Below are 14,982 nucleotides of genomic sequence, written 5' to 3'. Positions count from 1 at the left end.
ATTTTTTGTGTTTTCCGCCCTTAACAAGAGAAAATTAAAGGAGGACAATGAAAAATGAAAGACAGATTAGAGGCGCTTAAAGCGGAAGCACTTGAGAAAATTCATGCTTCCTCTGACTTAAAAGAACTTCAAGCGATTAAAGTCGAGTATTTAGGGAAAAAAGGCCCGATTACTGAAGTGCTGAAAGGGATGGGCAAGCTATCTGCTGAAGAACGACCAGTTGTAGGAGCATATGCCAACGAAGTAAGAGATGGGATTCAGCAGGGGCTGGATGCTAAAAGTGCTGAACTTGAAGAAGCTGAAATTGCTAAACGTCTTGCAGAAGAAACAATTGATGTGTCGCTGCCAGGGCGTCCTGCCAAAAAAGGGAGCTCACACCCGCTCACTAGCGTTGTAGAAGAAATTGAGGATTTGTTTTTAAGCATGGGCTTCACGATTGCAGAAGGTCCTGAAGTTGAGACGGATTATTATAATTTTGAGGCGCTTAACTTGCCCAAAGACCACCCAGCACGGGACATGCAGGATTCATTCTTCGTGACAGAAGAATTCCTGCTGCGTACGCAGACTTCCCCTGTTCAGGCTAGAACGATGCTGAAGCATGAGGGGCAAGGGCCGGTTAAGATCATTTCACCAGGAAAAGTGTACCGCCGCGATAATGACGATGCGACACATTCACACCAGTTCATGCAGATCGAAGGGCTCGTTGTCGACAAAAACGTGCGATTGAGCGATCTGAAGGGCGTATTAGAAACGTTCGCGAAGAAAATGTTCGGGGAGGACCGCAAAATCCGTCTCCGCCCAAGCTTTTTCCCGTTCACGGAGCCGTCTGTCGAGATGGACATCTCCTGCTTTAAGTGCGGAGGAAAAGGGTGCTCGATCTGTAAACATACAGGCTGGATCGAAATTCTGGGAGCAGGCATGGTTCACCCGAACGTGCTCGAGATGGCTGGTTTTGATTCAAAAGAATATACAGGCTTTGCTTTCGGGATGGGTCCTGAGCGAATCGCGATGCTGAAGTACGGCATTGATGATATCCGTCATTTTTACGCGAACGATATCCGGTTCTTAAAGCAATTCAGAAACGTTTAAAGGAGGGCATAAGCATGCTGTTATCATATAATTGGCTGAAAGATTATGTAAATGTGACCGTGTCTCCAGCAGAACTCGGTGATAAGATCACGAAAAGCGGGATTGAAGTAGAAATCGTCGAAAACCTGAACAAAGGGGTAACAGGAGTCATCGTCGGGCACGTAAAGGAATGTGTTCAGCACCCTAACGCTGACAAGCTCAGAGTATGCCAAGTGGACGTTGGAGCAGGCGAGCTGTCCCAAATCGTTTGTGGAGCACCGAACGTTGCAGCCGGTCAAAAAGTGGCTGTTGCGGCACCAGGAGCTGTACTGCCGGGCAACTTCAAGATTAAAAAAGCCAAGCTTCGCGGCGAGGAATCAAACGGCATGATCTGCTCGCTTCAAGAGCTTGGAGTGGAAACAAAGCTAGTGCCAAAAGAGTACCAGACAGGCATTTTCGTGATGCCTGAAGAAGCAGAGCCTGGAACAGATGCACTGGAGTATTTGAACCTTCATGATCATGTTCTTGAGCTAGGCCTCACACCGAATCGTGCGGACTGCCTGAACATGCTCGGTATCGCTCATGAAGTGGCTGCGATCCTTCAGCAAGAGGTGAAGATACCTGAAGTGTCATATACAGAAAGCGAAAATGCGGCAAATGACTTTGTATCAGTAAAAATAGAGAACAAAGAAGACAATCCGTACTACGCTGCTTATGTCATTGAGAACGTCACGGTGGCTCCTTCTCCATTATGGATGCAGAACAGACTGATGGCAGCAGGCATCCGTCCGATCAACAACGTTGTCGATATCACCAACTATGTACTGCTTGAATACGGCCAGCCTCTGCACGCATTTGATTATGACCGTTTTGGTTCAAAGGAAGTTCTTGTGCGCCGTGCAAACAGCGACGAGACGATCGAGACACTAGACGGTCAGACACGCACATTAAAAAATACGCATCTAGTGATCACCAACGGCACCGTGCCGGTTGCGGTTGCAGGTGTGATGGGCGGCGCTGAGTCTGAAGTGCAGTCTGACACGAAAAATATATTGCTTGAGGCCGCTTATTTTGACGGGAAACGAGTAAGAGCGGCATCCAAGGATCTCGGTCTAAGAAATGAAGCAAGCAGCCGTTATGAAAAAGGAATCGACCGCAACCGTGTTGTCCAGGCAGCGGAACGCGCGGTTATGCTGCTGTCTCAGTACGCGGGAGGAACACCTGCTGCAGGCAAGGCAGAGGCGGGAGAACAGACCGTGCCGCTTTATAAAGTAAGCGTCACGCTAGACCGTATCAACAAGCTGCTCGGAACAAGCATCTCGGCTGAAGAGACGAGCAGAATTTTCGACAGGCTCGGATTCGAACACGAGAACAACGGCGATTCTTTCACCGTGACGGTTCCATCAAGACGCCCTGACATTGCGATTGACGCAGATCTTGTTGAGGAAGTGGGCCGTATTTACGGATATGACCGCATCCCGACGACGTTCCTACTGTCAGAAGCGCGCCCGGGCGGCTTAACTCCGCTTCAGTCCGGCCGTCGTAAGATTCGTGCGTATATGGAAGGTGCGGGGCTGTATCAGGCGATCACATACTCGCTGACCACTCCGGAAAAAGCGCTTGGTTTCTCCAACAGAAAAGAAGCGGTCTATCCGGTTTCTGTTTCTCATCCAATGAGTGAAGAGCGAAGCACACTCAGAATGACGCTGATTCCGCAGCTTTTGGAAGTGATTCAATATAACCAAAACCGAAGCAGTGAAAATATCGCAGTTTACGAAACAGGCTCTGTTTATGTGAACAAGCAGGAAACGTTAAACGATCTTCCAGAAGAAAAGCTATACCTTTCCGGAGCGATGACAGGGCTTTATCAGGAACACTTATGGCAAGGCGAGAAGAAGAAAACAGACTTTTACTTAGTAAAAGGAATTCTTGAAGGATTGTTTGAAGAGATGGGGTTAGAGAACCGAGTAACGTACGAACAGGAGGTCATCGATGGCATGCACCCTGGACGCACTGCAGCAGTGAAGCTGGACAGCATTTACATCGGATTCGTCGGTCAAATTCACCCGGCACGTCAAAAAGAGCTAGATCTGGGTGAAACATTCGTCTTTGAACTGGATGCATCAAAACTACTCACAGCTGAAACCGACCAGCTCGTCTATCAAACATTGCCGCGCTATCCGTCTATGACAAGAGATATCGCGCTTCTGGTCGATGAAAAGCTGCCGGCAGGAGATCTCTACACCGTCATCCAAGAAGCAGCAGGCTCCCTTCTGAAAGAAGTGACGCTGTTCGACCTCTACCAAGGTGATAGACTGGAAGAAGGAAAGAAATCTCTAGCCTTCTCCCTTAAATTCTATGACCCAGAACGCACACTCACAGACGAAGAAGTAACAAAAAGCTACGAAAGAGTCTTGCACAGCCTCGAAGAAAGATTTGGCGCAACCTTAAGAAAATAAACACCAAAAAGGCAGTACCAACGCTAACAGCGAAATGGTACTGCCTTTTACTATGGATATATGGAAAAAATGATCACTTTAAAGCTCGCATAAAAACGGGGCCAAATTTACTTTAGAGCCTGATGCATGAAGACTTTACTAGCTAAATCTGTTTCTGGGCATCTTTGAATCCTTCATTGCAGAAGTTGATCTTCGTCTCAGGTGCCGACTTCAGCAGAAAGGGCGAGCCCCTCGAGGTCAAATGAGCCAGTGCCCAATAAGTCACAAACCGATCTTCTCGGTCCCTTTCTCATTTGCTTGTTGGGGCTAGACGAGCCCTTACTGCTTTCGTTTCACCCCTTTGGATAAGTGTGCACCTGTAACGCAGATCAACGACTTCTTAGATTTCTTCATAGCAATAGTTCAATAAACGGTCACTGTTTTTTCTTTAATAAAAGGTTGTATGCTTTTTTTGTATTGGCAAAGTGTGTTTTGGCTACATTGTGTAATATAGCCTCACCGTGTTTCTCAAGCAGTTCTGCCGCCTTTGCATCAACGAGCGAACTGGCTCCCTTAGGAAGAACCGCACCTGCTTTTGCGCTTAACGTATCCATCTCTTTTAAGAAACTGTAGCGCGCGATGATGGATGCGGCTGCTACCGACAGGTGAACAGATTCTCCCTTTGTTGAGAAGTACATCCTGTCACGAAGCTGTTCCTTCTCCTTTCGTATATGAGAAAAATAGATATCTGGTTCACAGAATTGATCCACTAGAATTCCGTCATAAGGCGTTCCTTCTAGCTTCTGTATCACGTTCTGCAGCGCTCTGTTATGGAGGATAGCCTTCATCTTTCCTTGTGTCATCCCAGTTTTCTGCAGCTCATTGTATTTAGGATTAGGCAGGACAAGAAGGCTGTACGGAATCGTAACGATTAAATTTTTGGCGATTTCTATGATCTGCTTATCGTTCAGGTTTTTAGAGTCTTTTACACCAAGTTCTTTTAGCAGTTCAAACTGTCCAGGATGAACAAAAGCAGCCGCGACGGTAATCGGGCCGAAATAATCTCCTGTACCGACTTCATCACTTCCGATAACAGCAAGTTTTGCGATGTTAGGGGGCGGTGAGAACCGATGCGCTTGTTTCGGTGCAGACGTTTTTTTGGCAGCTGGTGAAGTCGGATTGCCATCCCATTTCGCCGCTTCGGCTTCAGCTGATTTCCCCTGGAAAAGGACTTTGCCTGATTTGTAGGCTGTGATTGCGCAGCCTGGGAGCTTGGCGGAAAAAAAGCTGCCGGGCGGCGGCGTCGGGGTAAGTGAGGCAGTGAGTGCTGTTTTCATTTTATTTATGTTTTCGACAGACATCATTTTGACGACGTGTGACATGTTTAATGAACCTCCTGGTTGCATTCCATATTTTTCATAATTTCTTCAAGTCTCTGAACAAATATTTTCAAGATAGGACAATTTTTGATAAGATAGACTATAGGTTTACCTGCCGAAAAAGCGGGCAGGAAAAAGATTGGAGGTTTTAAACGTGGCGGAAGATAAAAAGAAAACCCGTACCACGGTCGAGATTTACGGGCACCCTTATACCATTTCAGGGACCGAAACTTCCACTCACATTCGCCTGGTGGCTGAAAAGGTTGATGAGAAAATGCGGGAAATACAAATGCATAACCGATTTCTCGACACAAAACAAATTGCCGTACTGGCTGCGGTCAATACGATGAACGAATACTTAAAGATTAAAGAAGAGCTAAAAAAAATGCAACAGCACTTAAGAAATGAGGAAGAATGATGCTGGATATCATATTGCTTTTGTTATTGGCAGCGGGGTTCCTGATTGGACTTAAACGCGGACTGATCATGCAAATTGTCCATCTTGCAGGCTTTGTCGCTGCATACATAGTAGCTTACCTTTATTTTGATGACCTGACGCCGCATGTGAAGCTCTGGGTTCCATATCCGGCTCCATCCGGAGACAGTCCAGTAGGCATGCTGCTGAATGCGATCCCCCTTGAAGACGCTTATTACCGGGCAATCGCGTTTGCTATTTTGTTTTTCGGAACAAAAATTCTTTTGCAAATTTTGGGGTCAATGCTCGACTTTTTGGCGAAGCTTCCGATCCTCCATTCGGCAAATCGTCTTCTTGGTGGTTTTTTCGGATTTATCGAAGTGTATTTAATTGCATTTATCCTTCTTTATATTGCGTCACTCGTACCTGCTGAAAACATTCAAGCATACTATCAGGGATCATGGCTTGCGCAGGGAATGGTAGAGAACACCCCTGTCTTCTCAGACGCTGTAAAAGATCTATGGATGAAGAACGCCTAAACTTCTCCTTTTCGGAGAGGTTTTTTCTTCATTAATAAGGAGGCTTAAATTACATTGGTCAATAAAAAGCAAGTCGTAAAAACACTGGAATGGATTGCTTTATATTTAGAAATCAAGGGTGAAAACAGTTTTAAAATATCCGCTTACCGTAAGGCTGCCAATGCGCTTGAAGCGGATGACCGCCCAATGAATGAAATAACGGATCCAGCACAGATCAACGGCATCGGCAAAGGAACGGCACAAGTGATAATGGAAATGATGGAAACAGGAAAATCCTCACTGCTGGAAGAGCTTCAATCCTCCTTGCCAGAAGGGCTCTTTACACTGCTTGACGTGCCGAATCTTGGAGGGAAGAAGATCGCGAAGCTGTACAGTGAGCTTGGCGTAACGGATATTGACAGCTTAAAAGAGGCTTGTGAGAACGGACAGGTCAGAACGCTTGCGGGATTCGGCGCGAAGACAGAGGAAAAGATTCTCAAATCGCTAGAAAGCATCGGAAAGCGTCCCGACAGGCTTCCGATTGCGTATATGCTGCCTGTAGCAGAAGGAATTGAGTACGAGTTGTCTCTCATGGAAGCAATCGAAAAGTTCTCTCGGGCAGGAAGTCTGCGAAGAGGAAGCGAGACGATCAAGGATTTGGATTTTATTATTTCTACCAATCGCCCAGAAGAAGTGAAGAATCAGCTTGTTGCTTTGCCTAATATAACTGAAATCATTGCCCAGGGGCCAACGAAAGTATCGATCGTGGTTGAGCGTGATTTTTCCATTTCAATCGATTTTAGACTCGTCAAACCTGAAGAATTTGCGACAACTTTGCATCATTTCACTGGATCTATGGCCCATAACGTTAAGATGCGCCAGCTCGCTAAAGAGCGAGGTGAAAAAATCAGTGAGTACGGGGTGGAAGTGCTGGATTCGGGCAAGGTTTTACATTTTGAGACAGAAGAAGCGTTCTATCAGCATTTCGGATTGAATTGGATTCCGCCGGAAGTGCGCGAAGGGACGGATGAAATTGAAATGTTTCAAAAGGCTCATAGATTAATAGAGCTTGAGGATATTAAAGGTGACCTGCATATGCACTCAACATGGAGTGACGGTGCGCATTCCCTCGAGGAGATGGCACAGGAGGCGATGGAAAAAGGTTATGAATACATGGCGATCACGGATCATTCTCAATATTTGAGGGTGGCAAACGGGCTGACGCCAGAACGTGTGCGTATGCAGAGAAAAGAAATTGATCGGCTAAATAAAAAATTCAATGGCTTTAAAATACTCGCTGGAATAGAAATGGATATCCTGCCGGATGGTTCGCTTGATTACGATGATGATCTGCTTGAAGAAATGGATTTTGTCATCGCAAGCATACACAGTTCTTTTTCACAAAGCAGACAAAAAATCATGGATCGCTTAAAAACGGCGCTTGAAAATAAACACGTCGATTTGATTGCTCATCCGACAGGAAGGCTGATCGGGCGGAGAGACGGCTATGACGTGGATGTGGAAGAATTAATCCGATTAGCCGCCCAAACAGGTACGGCGCTAGAACTGAACGCCAATCCAAACCGCCTGGATCTCGCCTCCAACTGGCTGAAGCTCGCACAGGAAAACGGTGTGATGCTATCGATTAATACGGACGCTCATTATAAAGAAACAATGAAGCATATGAACATCGGCATATCGGCAGCACGAAGAGGATGGATCGCCAAAGAGAACGTGCTGAACACGATGAGCTTATCGCAATTGGAAAAGTACTTGCAGAGAAACAAGTAAACTTTTTCCTCACAAAAGGGGGACATTGGCATGCATGGAAAAGCGATACGCGTGCTTGAACTGTCAAAAATATTGGATATGTTAAAGAAACATGCCAGCTGTTCACTTGGAGCTGGCAAAATTGCAAAACTTGAGCCGGCTGTCTCGCTCGAAGAAGTGGTAAGCAGACAAGAACGCACGAATGAAGGAGTGAAAGTGCTCAGGCTGAAAGGGCAAGCGCCTCTAGGCGGGATACGGGATATCCGGCCTGCTGTCAAGCGTTCTGAAATCGGAGGCATGCTTAACCCGGAAGAACTGCTTGACATCGCTACGACTATATACGGCGGCAGAAGGTTCAAACGGTTTGTTGAAGGCATGATAGAGGATGGAATAGAAGTGCCTGTCTTAGGCATGATTGTGGCTGAGATCGATCCACTTCAAGATCTCGAGCAAGACATCACGTATGCAATTGATGATAACGGAAAGGTCTCAGATGATGCGAGCCCTGCACTAAAGACGATAAGGCAGCATCTTCGCACACTCGAATCGAGAGTGCGCGAGAAGCTGGAGTCCTACATCCGTTCGTCAAGCTATCAAAAGATGCTTTCGGATGCTATCGTGACCATCCGCAATGACCGTTTCGTGCTGCCTGTTAAACAGGAATACCGCGGGAGCTTCGGCGGTATGGTGCACGATCAGTCATCGAGCGGTGCGACTCTTTTTATTGAGCCTGAAGCGATTGTAGCGATGAACAATCAGGTGCGTGAAGAAAAAGCAAAAGAAACGCGAGAAATCGAGCGCATTTTACGGGAACTTTCTGCAAAAACAGGCGAGCATGCACAAGAGCTGCTGTTAAACGTTGAACAGCTTGCGGAAGTTGATTTTATCTTTGCTAAAGCCCGTTTTGCCGCTCAACTGAAAGCAACTAGCCCGATTGTGAACGATAAAGGCTATATAAAGCTCCGCAGCGGCAGACATCCTCTTTTAGATCAAGAGACGGTCGTGCCGATCAGTGTGGAGCTTGGAGGGGATTTTCAATCGCTTGTCATTACGGGACCGAATACAGGAGGGAAAACCGTTACGCTTAAAACGATCGGCCTGCTTTCTCTCATGGCTCAGTGCGGCCTGCACATTCCGGCTGAGGAAGAATCAGAAATGGCTGTTTTCGAGTCCATTTATGCCGATATTGGGGATGAGCAATCGATTGAACAGTCGTTAAGTACCTTCTCTTCACATATGGTCAATATTGTAGAAATCTTGAAGCACGTAAACCGTGACAGCCTCGTACTGTTTGATGAGCTTGGTGCCGGCACAGATCCGCAGGAAGGGGCCGCCCTTGCTATCTCGATACTAGATTACGCCTTTGCGAGGGGAGCAAGAATTGTGGCGACAACCCATTACAGCGAATTAAAGGCCTATGCGTATAACCGAGATGGCGTCATGAACGCCAGTGTGGAGTTTGATGTGCAGACACTGAGGCCGACTTACCGGCTGCTTGTTGGCGTTCCCGGACGAAGCAACGCGTTTGAAATCTCGAAGCGGCTTGGACTGGAGCCCAAAATCATCGATTCGGCAAGAGCTCAGATCTCAGACGAAGATAACCAGATCGATAACATGATCCGCTCATTAGAAGACAATCAGAAACGTGCGGAACAAGAGATGGCAGAAGCGAGAGAAATCCGCAAAGAGGCAGAGAAGCTAAAAGCAGATCTGGAAAATGAGCTGGAAAAGCTGGAGTCGCAAAAAGTCCGTATATTTGAAAAAGCACGTGAGGAAGCGGAATTTGCTGTTGCAGAAGCGCAGGAAACAGCAGAAGAAGTCATCCGCGAGCTTAGAGAGCTGCAAAAGAGCGGCGGCACTATTAAAGAACATAGATTGATTGAAGCGAAAAAGAAGCTGGAGAATGCGGTTCCTGAAAAGAAGAGCAAAGCCCAGCCTAAGAGCACAAAAAAAGCGAACACTGATTTTGCCCCTGGCGAAGAAGTAAAGGTGCTGACTTTCGGACAAAAAGGATTTATTGTGGAGAAGGTAAGCAGCAAAGAATACCAAGTTCAGATCGGCATCATGAAAATGAATGTTGCTGCTTCAGCTCTTGAAAAAGTGAAACAGGAAAAAGTGAAACCTGAGCCTCGGTCATTCGTAAAACTTTCAGGGGGCGGAGGCAATACACGGCCGGAGCTTGACTTGCGCGGCAAGCGCTTCGAGGACGCCATGATTGAAGTGGACCGGTATTTGGATGAAGCCGTGATGGCTGGCTTCCATCAAGTCTCAATTATTCATGGCAAAGGTACTGGGGCGCTGAGGAGCGGTGTACAAGATCTACTGAAGAATCACCGCAGTGTTAAATCCACCCGCATGGGGGAAGCAGGCGAAGGAGGAGGCGGCGTTACGGTTGCCGTTTTGAAATAAGGCTGCTTACTATAACCTTAAAGACATTAGGAGAATTTAACTCATGGAGTTTATGTCGAACCCGTTTGTAAAAACGGCAGCCAATTACAGCGTGGTCGTGTTATGCCTGATTTTATTTCTTGCCGTTTTCGAACTCGTGACACGGTATAAAAACTGGCAGGAAATCAAGGACGGCAACATGGCTGTAGCCATGGCGACAGGCGGTAAAATTTTCGGAATCGCCAACATTTTCAGGTTCTCTATTCAGCAGAACGACTCATTAATGATGATGGTCGCTTGGGGAATCTTCGGCTTTGTCCTTTTATTGGCGAGTTATTTTATATTCGAGTTTTTAACTCCTCGTTTTCAGATTGACGCTGAAATCGAGAACGATAACCGGGCTGTCGGCTTTATTTCGATGGTGATCTCGATCGGGTTGTCTTTCGTAATCGGAGCGGGGATTGAATAGGAGACTGTTATGGAAACATTAATGAAAGTCCTTTTCGTATGCAGCGGAGTGTTTATCACAGCCGGATTTGTGTACCTGTTATTTTTTGTGTAAAACGTAAGACAAAGAGACCGTTCTATCAGTATCACTTACATGTGCACTGATAGGCCGGTCTTTTTCTATCTTACATCAAGATCAATAATCAATCTCATCATAATCAGCAGGATGAGCCGCTGGTGGCTGGCTGTTTGTCACACTGCCGTCCGAAAGCTCTTGAAACGATTTCACTTTTCCGTGGGGATGCTGTGTTTCTTTTCGTAAGCGGTTCTCGCCTTCTCTTCGGCTTTTTGAGTGTGTCATTTTATCTCCTCCTTTCATCCTTAACATCCCACTCACTCGCTCACGTATTCGTTTTTCCACTCGTCCATTTATAGGGACAGGTCACGACAATAATCGGCAAAATCAAATTAATTTTTTAAATTTTTAAAAAAATATATTAAATTGTATGCGGTTTCAATATAATGAAGATAGAGAAGAGAAAGTTTTTTTAGGCAGTCGTGAATTGAAGGGAGAGATGAAGATGGAAAGACGCTGGCTTAACAGCTATCCAAATGAAGTTTCCAGTCATCTTGAGTACGGCACTAAACCTTTATTCGCGTATTTAACCGAAGCAGCTGCAGAAAAACCAGATAAAACAGCGCTTCACTTTTTAGGCTTTGAAATGACCTACAAACAGCTTTACGATCAGTCGGTCAAATTTGCGAACTCCCTATCCTCTCTAGGTGTCGCAAAAGGAAGCAGAGTGGCAGTGATGCTTCCAAACTGTCCGCAGGCGGTCATCGCCTATTATGCCACCTTGTATTTAGGCGGGATTGTTGTTCAGACGAATCCGCTTTACACAGAGCGTGAACTGAAGCATCAGCTGATCGACAGCGGAGCAGAAACAATTATTTGTCTTGACCTTTTATTCGGCCGTGTATCTGCTGCACGAAAAGTATCGTCGATTAAAAATGTAATCGTTACATCGGTTAAGGATTACCTGCCTTTTCCAAAGAACGTGCTGTACCCTTTCGTCCAAAAAAGACAGAACCCAACTATCTCGGTAGATATCACGTATGGAGGCGGAGTGCATCCTTTTAAGCAGCTAGTGAAAAAAGGGAACAGCACGGAGCCTTCAGTAGCGATTGATATTGCAGAAGACCTTGCTCTGCTGCAATACACGGGAGGGACGACAGGACCTGCTAAAGGGGTAATGCTCACTCATCGGAACCTTGTCGTTAACGCGAAGCAATGCGGTGCTTGGCTTTACAGAACATCTGATGAAAAGGAAGTCGTTCTGGCTGCTTTGCCGTTTTTCCATGTTTATGGTATGACAGTCGTTATGAACTTTGGAATCATGACAAAAGCAAAGCTTGTCATATTGCCGCGTTTTGAGCCTGAACAAGTGCTCAAGACGATTCATAAGCAAAAGCCAACCCTTTTTCCAGGTGCACCAACAATGTATATCGCTCTTTTGAATCATCCTGATCTAAAGAAATACGATCTTTCTTCCATTCAAGCATGCATTTCTGGGTCGGCGCCACTGCCAGTGGAAGTGCAGGAAAAGTTTCAGCAAGTCATATCCGGCACGCTTGTAGAAGGATATGGGCTGACTGAAGCATCTCCTGTTACACATGCTAATCTAATTTACGGCAGTCAGGTAAAAGGCAGCATCGGCCTGCCATGGCCAGATACGGAATGTGCTATTTTCAAGTCCGATTCCGATGAGCTGGCGGAGCCAGGTGAAATTGGCGAAATGGCTGTCAGGGGTCCTCAGGTCATGAAGGGCTATTGGAATCAGCCGGAAGAAACGTCTGCTGTGTTGAGGGACGGATGGCTCCTAACGGGAGATATGGGTTATATGGATGAGAAAGGCTATTTCTTTATTGTTGACAGGAAAAAGGATCTGATTATCGCTGGAGGATTTAATATCTATCCTCGTGAAGTGGAAGAGGTGCTTTATGAGCATCCTGCCGTTAAAGAAGCGGTTGTGATCGGTGTTCCGGATCCTTATCGGGGAGAGACGGTTAAAGCTTTTTTAGTTTTAAAAGAAGGTGCGGTATGCAAGGAAGAAGAACTGAATGCATTTTGCCGCGAGCGTTTAGCTGCCTTCAAAGCGCCAAGATTGTATGAATTTCGCGATGAACTTCCCAAAACAATGGTCGGTAAAATTTTGCGCCGCGTTTTAATTGAAGAAGAAAAAGAAAAGCAGGAAGCAGATGTGAAACAAGCGTAGTAAAGAGCCATCCTTTAGGCTCTTTTTTTTATTTTAAGGGTGTAAGGGCAACTAAAGCTGACTTAAAACCAAGGCGTCAGCCAAGTTTTCTTTACACTTTAAGGAAGCATAACTTTTTAACAGTGAAGGCCGTCGACGCAGTCAAAAAGTTTAGGAACAAAGTATAAGGGCAACTAAGGCTGACTGAAAGGCAAGGCGTCAGCCAAGTTTTCTTTACACTTTAAGGAAGCATAACTTTTTAACAGTGAAGGCCGTCGACGCAGTTAAAAAGTTTAGGAACAAAGTATAAGGGCAACTAAGGCTGACTGAAAGGCAAGGCGTCAGCCAAGTTTTCTTTACACTTTAAGGAAGCATAACTTCTTAACAGTGAAGGCCGTCGACGCAGTCAAAAAGTTTAGGAACAAAGTATAAGGCCAACTAAGGCTGACTGAAAGGCATGGCGTCAGCCAAGTTTTCTTTATCTTTTTTTTAATATTTATTGGAGTGTTGGAATAGTAGCGTTATACTCATATGAAAAGCAAAAAAGGCAGGCGTTACTCACAATGAAAGCAGCATATTTAGGACCACAAGGAAGCTTCTCAGAGGAAGCCGCTCACCGATACTTTTCGGAAGTCAATCATGAGTGGCTTCCATGCGATTCGATCGTTGATGTTCTCGAAGCAGTTGGAGAAGGTGCAGCAGATAAAGGCATCGTACCGATTGAAAATTCGATTGAAGGCACCATCAATATGACCGCTGATGGTTTGCTGACATACAACCTGTTTGTTGAAGCGGAACTCATATTCCCGGTTTCTCTGCATCTTCTTACAAAAGAACATGCGTCTTTACAGGATATTCGTGAAGTGTGGTCTATCGTACCCGCTCTCGCACAATGCAGGGAGCTGATCAGAACGAACAAATTGAAAACGAGACAGTTTGACAGTACTTCTTCAGCAGCGCAGGCGGTCATGAATCAAGAACGGCATGATGTAGCGGCGATTGCCTCTCATGCAGCGGCCAAACTGTTTGGTCTTCATATCGCCAAAAGCGGCATTCAGGATAATGAAAACAATCATACAAGGTTCATCGTCGTGAGCAAGGAGAATAACGTGCAGCACCAAGAAAGAACAAAAACGATGCTCTTGATCTCACCTACTGAAGATTATTCTGGCGTGTTGTCATCGATCTTAAACGTGTTCACAGCACTGTCAATCAACTTGACATGGATTGAGTCGCGCCCGACAAAGAAACAATTAGGTACCTACCACTTTTTTATTGAAGCTCAAAAGGGCATGCATGATGACAGAATGAAAAAAGCCGTCTCGATCCTTCAGGCATTCGGACATGAAGTGAGCGTCTTAGGGAGCTATCATACAACGAAGCTATAAATCATTAGTTATCGAAAGGGCTTGACTCTAGTCATGGTGCAGTGAAAAGAGAGGATTTTACTTTTGTACGGCACCATAGTACTTGGTTTAGCCCTCTCTATTTTTTATAGTGACCAGCGTTTCTATTAATGGTGTACCGGACTTCGGTTCAGTGATACGATGAGGCGAGCACGCTATGAATAAAGAATGCTTGTGAGAAGTAGCCTTGTTATGAGAAAATAAATTGACAGAAAACAGCGACTTATTTTACAATTATGAATGAACAATCATTCATTTTTACAAATAAGCACGTTGGATTGCAAGCAAATGGGGAGATGTCATGAAAAGGAAAGGGCCTAAATACGAAAAGATCATTGACGCGGCTGTCACGGTTATCGCTATGCATGGCTATCATCAATCACAAGTTTCAAAGATTGCCAAAGAAGCGGGAGTTGCAGACGGCACGATCTACCTTTATTTCAAGAATAAAGAGGATCTTCTTGTGTCCGTTTTCAATGAGAAAATGGGATCTTTCATTGAAAAAACAGAGAATGAACTAAAAGGGCAGCAATCGGCCGTTGAAAAGCTTCATACACTCGTTGAGATGCATTTCAAACAGCTTGAAGCCGACCATGAGCTCTCCATCGTGACGCAGCTTGAGCTGCGCCAGACGAACCGCGAACTGCGGCTGAAAATTGGTGAGGTGCTGAAGCGGTACTTAACGCTGATTGATAACATCCTAAAAGAGGGAATGGAGTCCAAAACGTTTAACTCTGACATGGATTACAGGCTCGCCCGCCAGATGATATTCGGTACGATCGATGAAACGGCCACGAACTGGGTCATGAACGATCATCGATACGGTCTCCGCATACTTGCAGATCCGATCCACAAAATGCTCGTTAATGGCTTGTGCGGCCATCTGCCTGTTAAATAA

12 protein-coding genes are annotated in these 14,982 nt (G+C 45.7%); 10 read left to right on the top strand and 2 right to left on the bottom strand.

Annotated elements, in window-relative coordinates:
• Window positions 1–54: 54 nt before the first annotated feature.
• Both pheS and pheT read left to right on the top strand, forming a co-directional pair.
• Window positions 55–1,089, top strand: coding sequence for a phenylalanine--tRNA ligase subunit alpha (pheS, locus tag ACFQPF_RS06540; protein WP_379747784.1), 1,035 nt, complete (start codon window positions 55–57; stop codon window positions 1,087–1,089).
• 14 nt (window positions 1,090–1,103) lie between these two features.
• Window positions 1,104–3,527, top strand: coding sequence for a phenylalanine--tRNA ligase subunit beta (pheT, locus tag ACFQPF_RS06535; protein WP_379747782.1), 2,424 nt, complete (start codon window positions 1,104–1,106; stop codon window positions 3,525–3,527).
• 413 nt (window positions 3,528–3,940) lie between these two features.
• Here pheT and rnhC read toward each other — a convergent pair whose 3' ends face one another.
• Window positions 3,941–4,888: a ribonuclease HIII gene (gene rnhC / locus ACFQPF_RS06530; protein WP_379747780.1), complete on the bottom strand. Its 948-nt coding sequence runs from the start codon at window positions 4,886–4,888 to the stop codon at window positions 3,941–3,943.
• 151 nt (window positions 4,889–5,039) lie between these two features.
• Here rnhC and zapA point away from each other — a divergent pair, with 151 nt between their 5' ends.
• From zapA to ACFQPF_RS06505, 5 genes are read left to right on the top strand one after another with little or no spacing between them, the layout of a single operon-like run.
• The gene (gene zapA, locus ACFQPF_RS06525) at window positions 5,040–5,303 is read left to right on the top strand and encodes a cell division protein ZapA (RefSeq protein ID WP_379747778.1); all 264 of its coding nucleotides are present in this window, start codon (window positions 5,040–5,042) and stop codon (window positions 5,301–5,303) included.
• Window positions 5,300–5,839, top strand: a complete 540-nt coding sequence (locus tag ACFQPF_RS06520; RefSeq protein ID WP_379747776.1) for a CvpA family protein — start codon at window positions 5,300–5,302, stop codon at window positions 5,837–5,839. Before zapA ends, ACFQPF_RS06520 begins: the two co-directional genes overlap by 4 nt.
• Window positions 5,840–5,893: 54 nt before the next feature.
• Window positions 5,894–7,609, top strand: a complete 1,716-nt coding sequence (gene polX / locus ACFQPF_RS06515) for a DNA polymerase/3'-5' exonuclease PolX (RefSeq protein WP_379747774.1) — start codon at window positions 5,894–5,896, stop codon at window positions 7,607–7,609.
• Between the two features lie 30 nt (window positions 7,610–7,639).
• Window positions 7,640–9,997: an endonuclease MutS2 gene (locus ACFQPF_RS06510; RefSeq protein ID WP_379747772.1), complete on the top strand. Its 2,358-nt coding sequence runs from the start codon at window positions 7,640–7,642 to the stop codon at window positions 9,995–9,997.
• Between the two features lie 43 nt (window positions 9,998–10,040).
• Window positions 10,041–10,445 (top strand): DUF350 domain-containing protein, encoded by a 405-nt coding sequence (locus ACFQPF_RS06505; protein WP_379747770.1) that lies wholly within the window; start codon window positions 10,041–10,043, stop codon window positions 10,443–10,445.
• Window positions 10,446–10,619: 174 nt separating this feature from the next.
• Here the strand turns inward: ACFQPF_RS06505 and ACFQPF_RS06500 are convergent, their stop codons facing one another.
• Entirely contained in the window at window positions 10,620–10,784 is a 165-nt protein-coding gene (locus ACFQPF_RS06500; protein ID WP_379747768.1) for a DUF6254 family protein, read from the bottom strand.
• Window positions 10,785–10,998: 214 nt separating this feature from the next.
• Here ACFQPF_RS06500 and ACFQPF_RS06495 point away from each other — a divergent pair, with 214 nt between their 5' ends.
• The 3 genes from ACFQPF_RS06495 (at window position 10,999) to fadR (ending at window position 14,982) form a co-directional block, all read left to right on the top strand.
• Window positions 10,999–12,699: an AMP-binding protein gene (locus ACFQPF_RS06495; protein WP_379747766.1), complete on the top strand. Its 1,701-nt coding sequence runs from the start codon at window positions 10,999–11,001 to the stop codon at window positions 12,697–12,699.
• Between the two features lie 542 nt (window positions 12,700–13,241).
• Window positions 13,242–14,066 (top strand): prephenate dehydratase, encoded by an 825-nt coding sequence (pheA, locus tag ACFQPF_RS06490; protein ID WP_379747764.1) that lies wholly within the window; start codon window positions 13,242–13,244, stop codon window positions 14,064–14,066.
• Between the two features lie 319 nt (window positions 14,067–14,385).
• A complete protein-coding gene (gene fadR, locus ACFQPF_RS06485) occupies window positions 14,386–14,982 on the top strand; it encodes a fatty acid metabolism transcriptional regulator FadR (protein ID WP_379747762.1) in 597 nt (198 codons plus the stop codon).

Source organism: Fictibacillus iocasae (assembly GCF_042665465.1).
GTDB classification, from domain to species: Bacteria; Bacillota; Bacilli; order Bacillales; family Fictibacillaceae; genus Fictibacillus; species Fictibacillus iocasae.
The sequence above is the reverse complement of the archived record's forward strand: the minus strand, read 5'-3'. Positions and strand labels throughout refer to the sequence as shown.